Origin of the sequence: Oceanobacillus caeni, from assembly GCF_042678465.1 — a bacterium.
Taxonomy (GTDB): Bacteria; Bacillota; Bacilli; order Bacillales; family Amphibacillaceae; genus Oceanobacillus; species Oceanobacillus caeni.
In genome coordinates, this window is record NZ_JBHTKV010000036.1 from 1 (window position 1) to 16,307 (window position 16,307).

General features: G+C 35.2%; 17 protein-coding genes. 13 read left to right on the plus strand and 4 right to left on the minus strand.

The annotated features are described in order from the left end of the window. The first annotated feature begins 153 nt into the window (after positions 1 to 153). The 11 genes from ACFQ18_RS16405 (at position 154) to ACFQ18_RS16455 (ending at position 11,653) form a co-directional block, all read left to right on the plus strand. A complete protein-coding gene (locus ACFQ18_RS16405; protein WP_204798690.1) occupies positions 154 to 1,002 on the plus strand; it encodes a transporter substrate-binding domain-containing protein in 849 nt (282 codons plus the stop codon). A gap of 10 nt (positions 1,003 to 1,012) precedes the next feature. Further along, positions 1,013 to 1,696 carry an amino acid ABC transporter permease gene (locus tag ACFQ18_RS16410; RefSeq protein ID WP_047185706.1) on the plus strand — a complete coding sequence of 228 codons (684 nt, stop codon included), beginning with the start codon at positions 1,013 to 1,015 and terminating at the stop codon, positions 1,694 to 1,696. Between the two features lie 197 nt (positions 1,697 to 1,893). Continuing rightward, the gene (locus tag ACFQ18_RS16415) at positions 1,894 to 2,697 is read left to right on the plus strand and encodes a YfkD famly protein (RefSeq protein ID WP_047185705.1); all 804 of its coding nucleotides are present in this window, start codon (positions 1,894 to 1,896) and stop codon (positions 2,695 to 2,697) included. Between the two features lie 122 nt (positions 2,698 to 2,819). Next, a complete protein-coding gene (locus tag ACFQ18_RS16420; protein ID WP_047185704.1) occupies positions 2,820 to 4,130 on the plus strand; it encodes a Na+/H+ antiporter family protein in 1,311 nt (436 codons plus the stop codon). 54 nt (positions 4,131 to 4,184) lie between these two features. Beyond that, positions 4,185 to 4,982: a delta-lactam-biosynthetic de-N-acetylase gene (pdaA, locus tag ACFQ18_RS16425; RefSeq protein WP_047185703.1), complete on the plus strand. Its 798-nt coding sequence runs from the start codon at positions 4,185 to 4,187 to the stop codon at positions 4,980 to 4,982. A gap of 67 nt (positions 4,983 to 5,049) precedes the next feature. After that, positions 5,050 to 5,916, plus strand: coding sequence for a DNA-3-methyladenine glycosylase family protein (locus ACFQ18_RS16430; protein WP_047185702.1), 867 nt, complete (start codon positions 5,050 to 5,052; stop codon positions 5,914 to 5,916). A 477-nt stretch (positions 5,917 to 6,393) separates the two neighbouring features. Beyond that, entirely contained in the window at positions 6,394 to 8,535 is a 2,142-nt protein-coding gene (locus tag ACFQ18_RS16435; protein WP_204798691.1) for an AAA family ATPase, read from the plus strand. A gap of 124 nt (positions 8,536 to 8,659) precedes the next feature. Continuing rightward, positions 8,660 to 9,529, plus strand: a complete 870-nt coding sequence (locus tag ACFQ18_RS16440) for a ComEC/Rec2 family competence protein (protein WP_204798692.1) — start codon at positions 8,660 to 8,662, stop codon at positions 9,527 to 9,529. A gap of 196 nt (positions 9,530 to 9,725) precedes the next feature. Further along, positions 9,726 to 10,094, plus strand: a complete 369-nt coding sequence (locus tag ACFQ18_RS16445; RefSeq protein ID WP_204798693.1) for a GntR family transcriptional regulator — start codon at positions 9,726 to 9,728, stop codon at positions 10,092 to 10,094. Beyond that, the gene (locus ACFQ18_RS16450; RefSeq protein ID WP_204798694.1) at positions 10,091 to 10,948 is read left to right on the plus strand and encodes an ABC transporter ATP-binding protein; all 858 of its coding nucleotides are present in this window, start codon (positions 10,091 to 10,093) and stop codon (positions 10,946 to 10,948) included. The genes ACFQ18_RS16445 and ACFQ18_RS16450 overlap by 4 nt, the downstream gene beginning before the upstream one ends. Before the next feature lie 3 nt (positions 10,949 to 10,951). Then, positions 10,952 to 11,653, plus strand: a complete 702-nt coding sequence (locus ACFQ18_RS16455) for a hypothetical protein (RefSeq protein WP_204798695.1) — start codon at positions 10,952 to 10,954, stop codon at positions 11,651 to 11,653. 321 nt (positions 11,654 to 11,974) lie between these two features. On the opposite strand, the gene ACFQ18_RS16460 is transcribed toward ACFQ18_RS16455, so the two are convergent. The 3 genes from ACFQ18_RS16460 to ACFQ18_RS16470 form a co-directional block, all read right to left on the minus strand. After that, positions 11,975 to 12,232, minus strand: a complete 258-nt coding sequence (locus ACFQ18_RS16460) for a hypothetical protein (RefSeq protein WP_204798696.1) — start codon at positions 12,230 to 12,232, stop codon at positions 11,975 to 11,977. Positions 12,233 to 12,475: 243 nt separating this feature from the next. Continuing rightward, the gene (locus tag ACFQ18_RS16465) at positions 12,476 to 12,604 is read right to left on the minus strand and encodes a YfhE family protein (protein WP_111014475.1); all 129 of its coding nucleotides are present in this window, start codon (positions 12,602 to 12,604) and stop codon (positions 12,476 to 12,478) included. 342 nt (positions 12,605 to 12,946) lie between these two features. After that, a complete protein-coding gene (locus ACFQ18_RS16470; protein WP_047185699.1) occupies positions 12,947 to 13,504 on the minus strand; it encodes a GNAT family N-acetyltransferase in 558 nt (185 codons plus the stop codon). Between the two features lie 539 nt (positions 13,505 to 14,043). Between ACFQ18_RS16470 and recX the strand changes: the two genes are divergently transcribed. Further along, positions 14,044 to 14,865 (plus strand): recombination regulator RecX, encoded by an 822-nt coding sequence (gene recX / locus ACFQ18_RS16475; protein ID WP_047185698.1) that lies wholly within the window; start codon positions 14,044 to 14,046, stop codon positions 14,863 to 14,865. Positions 14,866 to 14,921: 56 nt separating this feature from the next. After that, entirely contained in the window at positions 14,922 to 15,257 is a 336-nt protein-coding gene (locus ACFQ18_RS16480; protein ID WP_047185697.1) for a YfhH family protein, read from the plus strand. Between the two features lie 42 nt (positions 15,258 to 15,299). Here the strand turns inward: ACFQ18_RS16480 and ACFQ18_RS16485 are convergent, their stop codons facing one another. Next, positions 15,300 to 16,286: a metal-dependent hydrolase gene (locus ACFQ18_RS16485; RefSeq protein ID WP_204798697.1), complete on the minus strand. Its 987-nt coding sequence runs from the start codon at positions 16,284 to 16,286 to the stop codon at positions 15,300 to 15,302. Positions 16,287 to 16,307 lie beyond the last annotated feature (21 nt).

Sequence of the window (16,307 nt, forward strand, 5' to 3'; positions counted from 1 at the left end):
CCATGTTAGAAGCGAGAAATATCCCAAGTGATTAATTCTCACTTGGGACGTGATAAGGCGCGTTAGCGCTTTTGTTCTGATTTTGTGGATTAACTATGTTGATGCTGTTACAATGTAATTCGGATAATAAATTATAACAAAGGGGAGATTAGGATGAATAAAATTAAAGGTAGTTTAGTTTTGTTGTTCGTTCTGTGTATTACCATTTTATCAGCCTGTGGTGATACAGAGAAGGCGTCTGATGATAAGGTCTGGGAGAAAATTCAAGATACGGGAAAAATAGTTGTTGGGACATCCGGAACTTTAATTGCTTCTTCTTATTATGATGAGGATGAAAATTTAACAGGTTATGATGTTGAAATAATGCGTGAAGTCGGTAAGCGCTTAGGGTTAGATGTTTCTTTTGAAATAATGGGAATCGATAGTATGCTTCCAGCAATTAAGAGTGGAAGAATCGATATGGCAGCGAATGACATTGAAATTACAGATAAACGAAAAGAAGAATTTAATTTTAGTGAACCATATAAGTATTCTTATACAACGATGGCAGTAAGAAAAGAAGATAATTCTGGAATTGAATCATTGGAAGATTTAAAAGGAAAAAAAGCTGGTGGTGGAGCAACTACGATTTATAGTCAAATTGCAGAACGTTTCGGAGCGGAAGTAGTTACATACGGAAATGCACCAAATGAGGCATATTTAAGAGATGTAGATAACGGTAGAACGGATGTTGTTATAAACGATTACTTCTTAACTAAATTTGGTGTAGCAGCATTCCCTGACTTCGATATTCATTTACATCCGACATTGAAGTTCCACCCAACAGAACAAGGTGTTATTTTACCTAAAGATGCAGATCGAGTTACAGAAGAAATTAATAAAGCCTTAAAAGAAATGCGTGAAGACGGAACATTATCGAAATTAGCAAATCAATTTTACAAAGAAGATGCCTCCCAAAAACCAGAGGGAGAAATTGAGGAAATTGAAGGGTTAGATCTGTAAGGAGAGTACAATGAATGTGAATGGCTTTGATTTTGAAGGATTATTTGATGTAGAACTAGCGATACGGAGTTTGCCTTTTGTTTTAGAAGGATTACCCATGACGATTCTAATTTCGGTAGTAGGAATGGGAATTGGGTTAGTCCTTGGTCTATTTTTAGCGCTTGCTAGAGGTTCAAATATGAGGGGGTTACGCTGGCCCGCACGTTTATATATATCATTTATGAGAGGAACTCCGATGCTTGTTTTCTTATTTATTTTATATTTTGGATTACCAGTTGTAGGGATGAAATTAAATGCAATTAGTGCAGCTATATTAGGGTTCGGCTTAAATAGTGCTGCTTATATCGCTGAAATCAATCGTTCCTCTTTAAGCTCTGTAGATCAAGGGCAATGGGAAGCTGCTAGGTCATTAGGGTTAAGTTACGGAACGACATTACGATCGATTATTTTGCCCCAGGCTGTTCGTATAGCGGTTCCGCCTCTAACCAATGTGTTTATGGATGTTGTGAAGGCAACATCATTAGCAGCTGTCATCACTGTACCGGAGCTTTTTCAAAAAACACAAATCGTTGCCGGTAGAGAGTTTGATGCCATGACGATGTATATATTAGTTGCGCTTATTTATTGGCCTATATGTATCTTAATTGGTTACATCCAGGAAAGATTAGAAAGTCATTATAGTAAGTATGTTTAATGAACAAAAGCGGAAGCGCCCTGTCGCCTGTCCTTGACATGGTCTTCCTTATGGCGAGATTTATTAAGCTGAATTTTTATACCCTTTTACAAGACCAAATCTTGAGTGATTTGGTCTTATTTTAATATTTAATTTCAGTCACGTATATTTTTATCCTATAAGAAAAAACTAGGGAAAAATGAAAGGATGAAACTGAAATGAAGGGAAGAAAACTTACTATACTAATGGCTTGCCTTTATGCATTAATCTTTCCGATTCTAAGCTCCGCTGAAGAACAAAAAGATGCTAAAAAGAGTAAAGATCCTTTTGAAATTCCTAGCCACGTATTAGATATTTCCAAAGAAAATACGTATCCAAATACGACAGAAAATCAGGAAGTTATTGAGCCTAGTGAATTAACAAAAGAATTAATGGAGGGAACAGACATCCCGATAAAAAATCCGGATTTAATAAAAATGTTGAATGAATCCACTTTAGACCCATCTCCAGTTGCAATTGGTTACCGGGGAATGATTTATTTGGGACGTTGGCCATTAAATTATGAGTCACTAGAAACAAATATAAACTGGGAATATCAAAAAATTAATACAAATGAACTAAACAATCTTGGTGGGGATGCTAACCAGGTGATGAATTATGTTCAACAAGAACAAAAGGAAATTAAAGGTGCTTTAACAAACAAAATAAAAAATCCAGATGATGTAAAAAAAATGATGCTTTTAGCAACGAAGGAAAAAACAAAATTACCACTATCTTACCAAACCATCATTGGTAAAAATACAAAAAAGGAAAATTCCTATAATATTCCTGCAGAAAAATTTGGTGTATTGAATGCTTTCGCGCCCGCGGTCAATGAAAAGGGACAAGTAACCTTTGGGGAAGTATATGTTCAGTTAAAAGGTAGTAATAAAGGTTTAATCATTAAGAATGTAACGAAACAAGGTATCGGAGGCTGGATTCCGATTCAGGATCATGTTTCCTTTTCATTTCAAATTAAATAGTGTTAGAAACCCTGGTTATCAATCAGGGTTATTTTTTCATTAAAAAGGGTTGATTTATTCTCTTTAATGCTTTATCATGATGAAGTATTAAAGAGTAAGGAAAAATTTGAGGTGAAGTAAAAATGGAATGGGTAGTCGTTATATCCGTACTAGTCATGTTAGTTCTTAGTTTATTACGTGTGAACGTTATAATAGCCATTATTGCTGCTGCTATTTCTGCAGGATTGATGTCAGGATTTTCAATAGTAGATTCAATTGATTTATTTGTTAGTGGAATGGGTGGTCAATCTAGTACTGCATTAAGCTACATTTTATTAGGGGCTTTTGCAGTTACGATAAGTTATACAGGGATTACCGGTTTACTTGTTAAATTCTTAATCCGTGTATTAACTGGGAAGAAAACGATGTTACTACTTGTAATTGCGGGCGTAGCATGTTTATCGCAAAATTTAATTCCGGTTCACATTGCCTTTATTCCAATATTAATTCCGCCATTATTAAAATTATTTGATTCTATGCGATTGGATCGGCGAGCGGTAGCTGTTGCCTTAACTTTTGGCCTGACAACTCCATATATGATGATACCGGCTGGATTTGGTCTTTTATTCCATGAGACGATTTATAATGCAATGGTTGATGCTGGGTTAACTATACAAATGGGAGATATTGTACTAGCGATGATTATCCCTGGTCTTGGAATGGTAGCAGGTTTATTCATTGCTATATTTATTACGTACCGAAAAGGTCGAGATGCTGTAGAAGGAGCAGGTGGTACAGGAACTATAATAGGTGAAGCAGACGATCAGAATGTAACATTTAATAAAGAACATGTGCTAACTATAATTTCCATCCTTGCCGCTTTCGTTGTACAGATTGTGACAAGTAACTTGATTTTAGGAGCATTAGCTGGACTAATCTGTATGTTTTTATTTTTTGTTATTCCGTTTAAAAAGGGAGATCAAGTTATTTCAGATGGTATTAAAATGATGGGATTCATTGCGTTTGTTATGTTATCCGCATCAGGATTTGCTACTGTCATACAAGAAACAGGTGCGGTTTCCGCTTTAGTTGAAGCATCTTCTAGTATGATAGGAGATAATAAAGCAGTTATTGCTTTTGTATTACTATTAGTAGGTTTATTAATCACACTGGGAATTGGCACTTCTTTCGGAACGGTACCTATTTTAGCTTCGTTATATGTACCGATTTGTTTAGCGGCTGGCTTCTCACCATTAGCTATAACAGCTTTAATTGGTACTGCAGGTGCATTAGGGGATGCAGGTTCACCAGCATCCGATAGTACATTAGGTCCAACATCAGGGCTGAATGCGGATGGAAACCATAATCATATGTGGGATACGGTTGTTCCGACGTTTATTCATTTTAATATTCCGTTGTTTGTTTTTGGGTGGATTGCATCCCTTATACTTTAGAATAATTTAATTTGATTTGAGGAAAGGTAAGAGAAAAATAGTAGGTGGGTTGTTATGAAAAAACATGTTTTCACAACGATTATTCTTTCTCTTGCCTTTTTCCTTGCATGGGCGAATCCAGTACAAATAGAAGCAAGTGGATACGGATGGGGATATCAGAAGAATAAAGATCATAAAGTTCCGGATATTGGTAAATACCAAGAAATGTTGGATAAGTACGGTGCTTATTATGCAGATCTTTCAGGGGATAAGGTCGTATACTTAACGTTCGATAATGGTTATGAAGAGGGTTATACAGATGAAATACTTGATGTATTAAAAAAAGAAAAGGTTCCAGCGACTTTTTTTGTAACAGGTCACTATGTTAAAAGTTCTCCGGATTTGGTAAAGAGAATGGTAAACGAAGGTCATATAGTAGGAAATCATTCTTTCCACCATCCAGATTTTACGATTGTTAGTAAGGAATCGATGACGGAGGAATTAAAGACACTAGAAGCAGCGGTGGCTGAAGTGACAGATCAAAAAGAAATTAAATTTTTACGCCCTCCACGTGGGATGTTTAATGAAAGAACGCTAAAATGGGCGAACGAACTAGGCCTTACCCATGTATTCTGGTCCCTTACATTTAAAGACTGGAATACATCCAATCAAAAAGGCTGGCAATATGCCTATGATAGTGTGATGGAACAAATCCACCCAGGGGCTATCATCTTACTTCATGCCGTATCTTCTGATAACGCGCAAGCTTTAGAAAAAATCATTCAAGATTTGAAAAAAGAAGGTTATGAATTTAAAAACTTAGACGATCTAGTAGTTAAGAATATGTTGCCGGATGGGTTTCCTGGATTTTAGAGCGGGTATGTTTACCTCGCTTTTTTTCGTTAGATTTTGTATTCTAGGGAAAAAGGGGACATATAGAATGTGGGAAGAAGAAATAAAATTAAATACCATTTATGATTTTGATTATTCTTTATATCGTATCTCATTCGATCCACTTGCATCAGTTCAAATAGAGGAAAGATTCGTTTCTATTCCTTTTGTTATGGGGAATGAAAAACATATTATCCATGTTCAAGCAATTGGATCAACGAAACAGCCTCGTTTTATTGTAAAAAGTAAAGATGCTAAAAGAAAAAATGAAATCTTAGAATTTATAGTTGATTTATTTCAATGGAAGAAAGATTTAGCTAAAATTAAAAATCATTTTATTGGTACTAATTTGGTTTCACTTTTTAATCAATATCCCGGAACTCCAATTGTAAGAGAATTTGACCTTTACTATAGTTTGATGAAAACAATCATTCACCAACAATTAAATATGAAATTTGCTTATGTCCTATCTACTCGTTTTGTGGAGCGCTACGGAGAACAAGTTGAGGGTGTATGGTTCTATCCGACTCCTGAGAGAATAGCGAGTATAAAAGTAGAAGATTTGCGTGAGCTGCAATTTAGTGGAAGAAAAGCGGAGTATGTGATTGATACATCGAGATTGATTGCAGAAGGGAAATTAGATTTGAACGAATTAAAAGGGAAAGCGGACGAAGAGATTTTATCGGAACTGATTAAAATTCGTGGAGTTGGTAGGTGGACAGCCGAAAACTGGCTTATGTTTGGCTTAGGAAGGGAAGATCAATTTCCAAAAGCTGATATCGGGATTCAAAATGCAGTGAAAAAATTCTTGGCGATGGATCAAAAGCCGACAAAAGAAGTATTAGAGGAAATAAGTCAGGAATGGTATCCTTACCGTAGTTATGCTTCCTTAACATTATGGAGGAGTATTGAATAGAAGAAAAGTTTGGATTTTATCCAAGCTTTTTTTATACAGAAAAATAACCAACGAATTGTCACTCATAAGGTAAATGAGTGCCCGAATGAAGCAACCAAATCGTCAAACGGTCACTCATAAGGTAAATGAGTGCCCGAATGAGGCAATCCAATCGTCAAATAGTCACTCATAAGATGAATGAGTGCCCGAATGAGGCAATCCAATCGTCAAATAGTCACTCATAAGGTAAATGAGTGCCCGAATGAAGCAGCCGAATCGTCAAACGGTCACTCATAAGCTTTTGGTCTAAATAGGAAGTGATTCAGCTTCAGATTGAATAACAGCGTAACGTTAAGAAAAGGATAAAAAAATTTGATCAAAACCCTTGAAAGTCAAAAAAGGTCAGAGTATAATGAAGTCATAAGGTCAAAGATAGTCAAAGTCAAAAATGGCTTTATGATCTTAAAAATCTTTTTATTTCAAGGAGGAATGGGAACGATGAAATGTCAAAAATGTGGTGTAAATGAAGCGAACATTAATGCAACAATGCAAATGAACAATCAAAAGATGGAATTACACCTTTGCAATGAATGTTTTCAAGAAATTCAAAGTCAAATGTTTAATCAATCTGACTTTTTCTCCGGTTTCCCATTAGGTAATGCAGAAGTTTTTTCTAATTTCTTTAATCAAGGAAATGGTCAAAATCAAGGCTTTATTACAACAAAAACACAACAACAAACTACAAAGAGAAAAGGCCTTATCGATCAATTAGGTAAAAACTTAACTGATTCCGCAAGAGCTGGTGAAATTGATCCAGTAATTGGTCGTGATATTGAAATTAAACGTGTTATTGAAACTTTAAATAGAAGAAATAAAAATAACCCTGTACTAATTGGGGAACCAGGGGTAGGTAAAACGGCAATCGCAGAAGGATTAGCTCTCAAGATTGTAGAAGGAAATGTACCTACTAAATTGTTAAATAAAGAAATTTATATGCTTGATGTTGCATCATTAGTTGCCAACACTGGTATTCGTGGTCAATTTGAAGAAAGAATGAAAAAACTAATAGAAGAATTGAAAACACGTAATGATGTGATTGTATTTATTGATGAAATTCATTTATTAGTAGGTGCTGGAACTGCAGAAAATTCACAAATGGACGCAGGTAACCTTTTAAAACCAGCATTAGCACGTGGTGAATTACAATTAATTGGTGCAACAACTCTAAAAGAATACCGTCAAATTGAAAAAGACGCAGCATTAGAACGTCGTCTACAACCTATTATTGTAAAAGAACCTTCTTTAGAAGATGCAATCAAAATTTTAAATGGAATTAAAGACCGTTATGAAAAATTCCATGAAGTACGCTATTCCGATAAAGTGATCGAAGCGTTCGTAACGTTATCTAATCGTTATATCCAAGATCGTTTCTTACCAGATAAAGCGATAGACTTAATGGATGAAGTAGGTTCCCGTTTGAATTTAAGGAATTCGCAAGGGGATTCCAAAACTATTAAAGCTCGTCTAGATGAAGTTGTTAAAGAAAAACAAGAAGCGGCTGAAAAAGAAGATTATGAACGTGCTGCAAACTTACGCTATCAAGAAATTCAACTACAAAAACAATTGGAAAAAGCAGATGACAAAGAAAAAGTTATCGATGTTGATGTATCAGATATCCAATTGATTGTAGAAGAAAAAACAGGTATTCCTGTAACAAAAATGCAATCCGATGAACAACAAAAAATGAAAGCTTTAAGCGATAACCTCAGTAAAAAGGTTATTGGACAAGACGAAGCAGTGCAAAAAGTTGCAAAAGCTATCCGTCGAAGTCGTGCGGGATTGAAATCCAAATATCGTCCAATTGGCTCCTTCTTATTTGTTGGACCGACTGGGGTAGGTAAAACGGAATTGACCAAAGCTTTAGCAGAAGAATTGTTTGGTACTCGTGATGCACTTATCAGACTTGATATGAGTGAGTATATGGAAAAACATTCCGTGTCTAAACTTATTGGTTCACCTCCAGGATATGTAGGTCATGAAGAAGCAGGTCAATTAACGGAACGAGTACGTCACAATCCATATTCCATTATTCTCTTAGATGAAATTGAAAAAGCACATCCAGACGTACAAAATATGTTCCTACAAATCATAGAAGATGGTCATTTAACGGATTCACAAGGTCGTACTGTTAACTTTAAGGAAACAGTTATCATCATGACAAGTAATGCTGGTACTGGTGTGAAAGAGGTTAGTGTTGGTTTTAATCAAGCAAAACATGAATCTGTTTCAACACTAGAAACACTTAGCAATTACTTCAAACCAGAATTCTTAAACCGATTTGATGCTATTATCAAGTTCAATGAATTAACGGAAGATAATTTATTAGAAATTGTGGATCTAATGCTTCATGAATTAGAGAAAACAATCGAGGAAAATAATATTAAAATTGATATTACACAAGAAGCTAAACAAGAACTTGTACGACTTGGATACGATGTACGATTTGGTGCAAGACCTTTACGTAGAGTTATCCAAGATAAAATTGAAGACCAACTTACTGATTTAATCTTAGAAGAAGAGAAAGTTGATCATGTAAAAGTTGATGTTGCCGATGGAGAAATCGTAGTAAGTAATAAATAATCTTCTAATCCCACTAACTTAGGTTGGTGGGATTTTTTACATATAGCGCCATCTGAAAGCAATCATAATTCACCCTTTTTTAGCCAAACTAATAAGACCAAAACTTGATAAAAAGGGTGGATTTATGAAGAAACTAAATGTAGCTCTTACTTTTATTTTATTTTTTATAACTGTAGTGCCACCTAATATCAATGCTGAGGCACCTCCATTTATGGAAGTGCATTTTATTGATGTAGGTCAAGGGGATAGTATTTTGGTGGAAACACCTAATGATAAAACAATCCTTATTGATGGTGGACTTCCGAAAGCCGGGAATAAGGTTGTATCCTACTTAAAGAAACAAAAGATAGAGAAAATAGATTTATTAATTGCAACTCATCCAGATTACGATCATATAGGTGGACTTATACATGTAATGAAATCTTTTGAAGTAAAGCAGATTCTTGATACAGGCAAAATCCACCTAACTAGAGCTTTTGCAAAATACGCTGCTGAAATTCGTAAACAAGGAATTCCGAAGAAAGTTGCAAAACCTAATCAACGTATTCAGCTTGATTCAGATTTAACCATTCAAGTGTTAAATGCCTATCAAAAGGACCAATCCAATAACGAGTCTTCCATTGTATTAAAGATGACTTACAATGAAATGGATTTTCTATTTATGGGTGATGCAACAATAAAACAAGAAAAAAAATTAATGGAAAAGTATGATATTCAATCGGAAATCATGAAAGTGGCCCATCATGGATCTGATACTAGTACATCGCTTGAATTTTTACGAGAAGTAAATCCGCAAATCGCTATTTTAACCTTTAGTGTTGATAATGATTATGGCCATCCTGTTGAACGAGTGGTAGAAAATTTAGACCGAATAGAAGCAAATGTTTATTCTACGGCGTCTTTTGGAGATATTATTATAAGGACAAATGGGAAAAGGTTTTTTATTTTTCCGAGTAGAGACCCGACAGATAATTTAATAAGATATCCGGTATAAGAACTGCACCTACATTGTTTTAGCCAATGTAGGTGCAGTTTTTATATGTATTAATATAATACGTTCTATGAATATAATTAGTTTTCAAACCTTAATAGGAATTTTTATTATTTTCCGAAAATTAAGTTGACAAACATCTTGATTGGGTTTATAGTTGGTTGCATAAGTAATTAACCGATTAACGAAGGAGCGTAAAATGAAAAATACACTAGATGATAATAAACCAATATTCCTTCAAATTAAAGAACAAATCGAAGACTCCATTATAGATGGGAATCTGAAAGCAGGAAATCGTGCGCCTTCTACAAATGAATTTGCAAAGTTTTATAATATTAATCCAGCCACTGCTGGTAAAGGCATTAATGAACTAGTTGCAGAAGAGATTCTTTATAAAAGAAGGGGTGTTGGAATGTTTGTTACGGAAAATGCTAAAGAAATTTTAATTGAAAAGCGAAAGAAACTGTTTTATGAAAGCTATATGCTGCCGTTAAAAATGGAAGCTCACAAATTAAGGATGAGTACGGATGAATTAATTGAAATGGTACAAAGGGAGGACAACGAATGAAAATTGAAGTAAAAAATTTAACGAAAAAGTATCGGGATAAAGTAGCGTTAGAGAATGTTTCGTTTACTTTAGATGAGCCGAAGATTTATGGTTTACTTGGCAGAAATGGAGCAGGAAAAACAACATTCATGAACATATTATCTGGTCAAATATTAGCAAGTGGTGGAGAGATTTTAATTGATGGGGAAAATCCATTCGATAATCAACGTTTGACAGAATCGATTTGTTTAATTAAAGAGGGAAATAACTTTAAGAAAGATTTAAAGGTAAGAAACGTCCTAAAGATATACTCTTACTTTTATCCGAATTGGGATCAGGAATTAGCAGATTATATGCTGAAGGAATATCATTTACATTTAAATACTAAAGTTAAAGCATTATCGAAAGGAATGGAGTCGGCTTTAGGAATTATTGTTGGTTTAGCGAGTAAAGCACCGATAACGATTTTTGATGAACCATATATTGGACTGGACGCACCCTCAAGAAAAAGATTCTACGAAATTTTACTCGAAGAATATCAAACGGAAAAAAGAACCATTATTTTCTCTACACATTTAATCGATGAAGTTAGTTTAATGTTTGAAGAAGTTTTAATCTTAAGCGAAGGGTCACTTGTACTAAAAGAAGAGGCTGATGCACTAAGAAGAAATACGTACGCTGTGTCAGGAACGATAGAAGAAGTAGAACGATTTATAACAGGGAAAGACATCTTGGATTCGAAACAACTTGTAGGAATGATGACCGCTTATGTATATGGAAATGCAGAAGAGGCTAAACAAAGCGGGCTTCAAGTGGAAGGAATTCCAATACAAGAATTAATGATTCATTTAACGGAAAAGAAAAGAGGGGCGTAGTTCATGGGTAAACAATTAAAGGGGTTATTATATTTCTTTGTAACGGATATTCGTTTTTCATTAACAATTTTTTGGAGTATCTTATTTGGAGTTTTAGTATTATCGCTTAGTATCTCTTACTTTTTATTAGGGGTAGAGGATGCAGTATTTTACTTCGGTTTTCCAAACGCAACTTATTTTTACTGCATGTTCTTAGGCTTCTTAACTGTAAAAGAAGGTATTCCATTTGCGTTAAAAATGGGAGCTACAAGGAGAAATTTGTTTATTGCGACTGGTTTATTTTTTCTAGGAATTGCATTTGTTAAGGCGGTAGTAAGTAGTACTTTACAATCGATTACCGTAGCATTTACGGAAGCAGCGGGGATTAGTACGTTTAACTTTATACATTTGGCAGAATTTGTTAGTGATACTTGGTTAAATAGAATCATGGTTGATACAGCAGTTATGTTTTTATTACTAACAATCATGTTTTTGTTTGGTTTACTTTTCTATAATACAGGATTACTTGGAGGCGGAAGTGTTGCTGCAATATTAGTAGTTCTTCTTCTGCTAGGAATAGCTAAAGGGTCGGTGTTTGATTTCTTCGCTCGATTACTCTCTGATTTAGATTTAATGTTTTTCTTACAATTGTTTGGTATAGGAATAGTACTTTACGCATTATCCTATTTATTTACAAGAAGGATTACCATTATCAACACAAAATAAAGCGGAGCATGTGCTTCGCTTTATTTTGTGTTGGGAATGTATAAATTCTTAATATTTCTTGTCTTAAGAAAGGCCACGTCCGGCTCCAGCGCCCAGCAACTAGCAGATCTTTTTGGTGGGGCGAGTGTTAGCGCAGTCCCAAACTTCACACTCCTCCACTACGATAAAGAAGACTTGCCGATTGGTGAAACTAGAGGCTTAGTCGCACTTATACCCTTGTGGTGAAAGTCAACATCGGCTCGTACCTCACCGTGTTTCCTTTATCTCATTGCGTAGTGTTCCAGTTTGTACGTTGCTAAACGGGCGCTTCCGCCTTTGGTTCTATAAATTGTACATATAAATAGCTAAGCCGATAAAGGATAGGAGAATCATTAATACATAAATCCAAGATAGGTTTTTTATATTATAAGATACGGACTTTGTTTCATATTCGTGAGAGCGTTTTAGCTCGTTCGCGGCTGTTTGGCCTTCTGCTTCATATCTTTTTGCTTTATTTTCTTCTTGTTTAAAAATATACATAGTTGCGATAAGTGCTATTATTACAGTGATTACAGTGATTATAGACAGTACCATTACCATACTATCAAACCTCCCCATCCTAAGTATAGATTTTGCAGGAGGTAAAAGCAATATGGTGGATAAAGAGTTTTAAATTATTTCAAAAGTTTTTTGAAATAAGGTAGAAACCAATAACAGATGCATCGAAAGGGCAATAGTTGATCTCCCGTCGGAAAGCTTAAGGTGGTAGTCTTACTGCCCGTTTCCAAATCAGTTATGCATAATAATGTTAATAAACGGAGTAATAAGAAAAACCGAAGCAAATTAGCCTCGGTTTCCTTTTTGAGATAATTGGTTATAAATACGATCTGCACGCTTAAATTCCTTTTGGTAAAGAACTTCTTGTGTACTATTCAGTATTTTGCCGCGGTGTTCGGATCTATGCTTTGGCATAAGTCATCCCTCACTTTTTAAATATAGTTTACCCATTGGTTAGGAGATTATTCATGTTTACATATAGTTGGAAAAATCATTATTTTTAGCAAAAGAAAGAGGATGGGACATAACGAAATGTTTAACTCAAAAGACGAACAATCCTACAAAATTAGTGGAGGAAATATACGTAGACTCCTGCGGGGAAAAAGGCCTGGGTGAGACCCCGCAGTGCGTTAGCACGAGGAGGCTCACCAGCCGCCCGCGGAAAGCGAAGTATATTTCCGTAGCGGTTTATCTACTCCATAACTTCTGTAAAGTTCGGATTTCCCTTTTGATAAAACATTTTTGTCCCAACCTCTTCTAAGAAACTTCTTCTCCAGTAGAGGCTGATTCAACTGACGCAAATTGTTTATAGGAAAGATAATGTTCTTTTGTAATGACGAATAAATCATAAATGTCTTCCGTTTTATTTACTTTTTGATATACTTCCGGATACGTTGTATTGGCAAGTGCAACATAAGGTAACTTCAATGCGGCTTTTAAGGAGCGGGTATTTGTTCTTCTCACCTTCATGAAGATTCCCTCAATTTGATTAGAGAAAAATAATTCATCGAAAAAGTTCTCTTTGGCCGGTTTATTATATCCTTTTCCGAAATACGGTTTCCCAATCCATGTTGCTAAGAAACCAAAATTATCTTCTATATCAAAAAGATTGATTGTTCCAATTGGTTGTTGGTACTCGTCAAGAATGGTTCGTGAAATTAACTTTCCATTTTCTTCATCTTCCATCATTTTCTTTGTCATAAAGTAGAATTCATCTACAGAATAGGCTTTATGCCTTACGTATGGGAAAACTTCCGGATGCGACATTAATTCAAATAAAACAGGAACTTCATGTAGATCACGAGTTTTTAACATAAAAAATACCCTCCTCATTCCAGGTGGGTACTGTCCTAACGCGAAAAGGCATAAGGATTGTGTGAGTGACCCACCCTCGAATTTTTATTTTAGATTTCAACAAAAATTCGGGGTGGGAATCGAACCCACTAGAACCAGTAAAAACTGGTGGCGCACCATTTGCCTTCCCTATTTAATTTCAAATTAATATTTCATTCCCGATAAAGAAGACTTTCATAAGTGGGGGGTTACTTTCATCCACCACTGATGACTAGTCGTACTTATGAGACCTTTACGGGCAGCCAGACTCCCATCTGCCTTCTTTGTTTCCCTAGAAGCTTGAGGCGAGAGTCTTACTGCTCGTTTAGTGGGATAAACGGTTGGTTTAAATTTCATCTCTTTCGTCATTTGGTAGTTTCATTCTACAATGTTTTTCTTAAAAAAGAAATGGTTTTTTTGTTTATTTTGTATGAAATTTTTTCCTAAAGAAATATAATACAATTGCTTATAGATAGATAAACTTCCATGTTAATATATGAAGAATAGGGGGATAGTGTGCCATGAAAAAAATAGCTAAGATTACAACGCAGAAGCGGACAAAGAACAGATATAATATTTTTCTAACGGATGGGGATCAGGAAGAATATGCATTTAGTGTAGATGAGGCCGTTTTAGTTGAATTTAATCTTCGTAAAGGATTGGAAATGAGTGATTCCATGATTGAAATGTTGTTGGAAAAGGACTCCATTCAAAAATCCTATACACTGGCGATTCATTTTTTAAGCTATCGTATGCGGACAAAAAAGGAAATGCGGGAATATTTAGCGAAAAAAGAAGTCATTCCTGAACAAATAACGATCATTATGGAACGATTAATAAAAGAAAAATTACTTGATGATAAACTTTTTGCGGAAATGTTTGTCAGGACGCGGATGAATACGTCAAGTAAAGGACCTTTACTTATTAAAAAGGAATTAATAGAAAAAGGAGTTACTAGTGCGATTGCGGAGGAGGCTATTCATTTATATCCTTATGAAGCACAGTTCGAGAAGGTATCCAAAATGTTGGAGAAAAAAATAAATGCCGGCAAGCGAGAATCCTATAAGCAACAAATTCAAAAACTTCAGGCAAACCTACTCCAAAAAGGGTTTAGCCAGGCTGTTATTTCAGATGCCATATCCCAAATGAATGAAGGAGAAGACAAGGAAGCGGAATGGGATGCCATTGTATATCAAGGAGATAAGCTATTACGGAAATATAGTAAAAAGTATGAAGGATTCATACTACAGCAAAAGCTAAAAGAAGCAATGTATCGTAAAGGATTTCAGGTGGAGTACATAAATCGTTATTTGGCTGAATTTCTGGAAGGGGACTCCTACTAAATAAGTTTCTCTTTTTTAGAAACCGGTGTAAAATAAAGGTGTAAGGGGGAAGAGGGATGAATTATAGATATAGTGATTACTCGGTTGAAGAGTTATATAAAGAAATAGGTAAGTTGAAAGAAAAGGCTCAGAAAGCGGAGCAGCTCGGAAACATATCAGAAGTACAAATAAATGAAAGAAAAATGCAAGTTGCGCTGGCCTATACAATGAATCCAGATGACTTTGGTTCAAACGAAGAATATGAGTTAAAAATGGATCCGGGATTTACGTTTAAAATCAATTATATTAATGGAGTTTTTGCATGGGGTCATCGAGTAAACTTACTAAAAGAAGTATATGAAAAAGAAGAAGCAATTCCAATTTCATTGCTTGGAAAAAAAGTGACCGACTAATGAAAAAGACCAATTCCAGTTTCTGAAATTGGTCTTTTTGTACTATACAAGGTTGTCTTCAATAACAAGTTTATTACGTAACTTATGTTCCGAGAATATCCAACCTGTATAAGAACCGATGATTTCCATGTTACGATCGATTTGTACGATTGCAACAAAGGGATAATATTCTTTTGAACGATAGCGTAAATCTATAAAGCGAACTTCTGTGTATTGATCAAATTCATTAATTTCCCAACGGTAAACAGGAGAGAAATTTAAGAAAGAAGCGACATTTCTGTCTTCAAATGCTTTTTCAATAATTGGTGATTCGGGTAACGGAATTTTATTAAATTCATCCACAATTTCGATATGCCCATTTTCAACGGTGGCTACATAAAACTTATCTTCCGTGGTGATGGCGACACGCCAGAAGTTTTGCTTTAATGTTGGAGAAGTGGCAATTTCGATTGTGTTTGGAATATAATCTTTTATTTCTCTAACAATTTCTCTTTTATCCATGTAGCGTTTGATGTAATATAAAACAATTACGGTATAAATGGATAACCATGTATATCCCGGATGTGCACCTAACATCCAAGCACCAATACCTCCAAGGTGAATTAAGAAGAGGTAAGGGTCAAATGTATTGATAAATCCAAGTGCAATCCATTTGTTAGAGAACGGCCGGAATGCTTGGGTTCCATATGCATTAAATAAATCAACAAATACATGTATAATAACAGCTAGTGCTGTCCAAAACCAGAGATGAAGATAGCTTACTTCTGGAACAAACATGTAAATTAATCCGGACACGATTAATCCCCATAGTACGATAGCTGGGAGCGAATGGGATGCCCCACGATGATGACGAATATACGTCGCATTATTTTTTAGTTTAAAAATGGTATCAAAATCAGGGGCATGTGAACCTATGATTGTACCAGTTAAAACAGCGTAAAATAGGGTTGCATCATTATGAACTACTGGATCAATTGTTGCTAAACCACCTAATGAAATTCCCATTACTATGTGCGTTGCTGTATCCAAGTTCAAATATCCTCCTCTCGC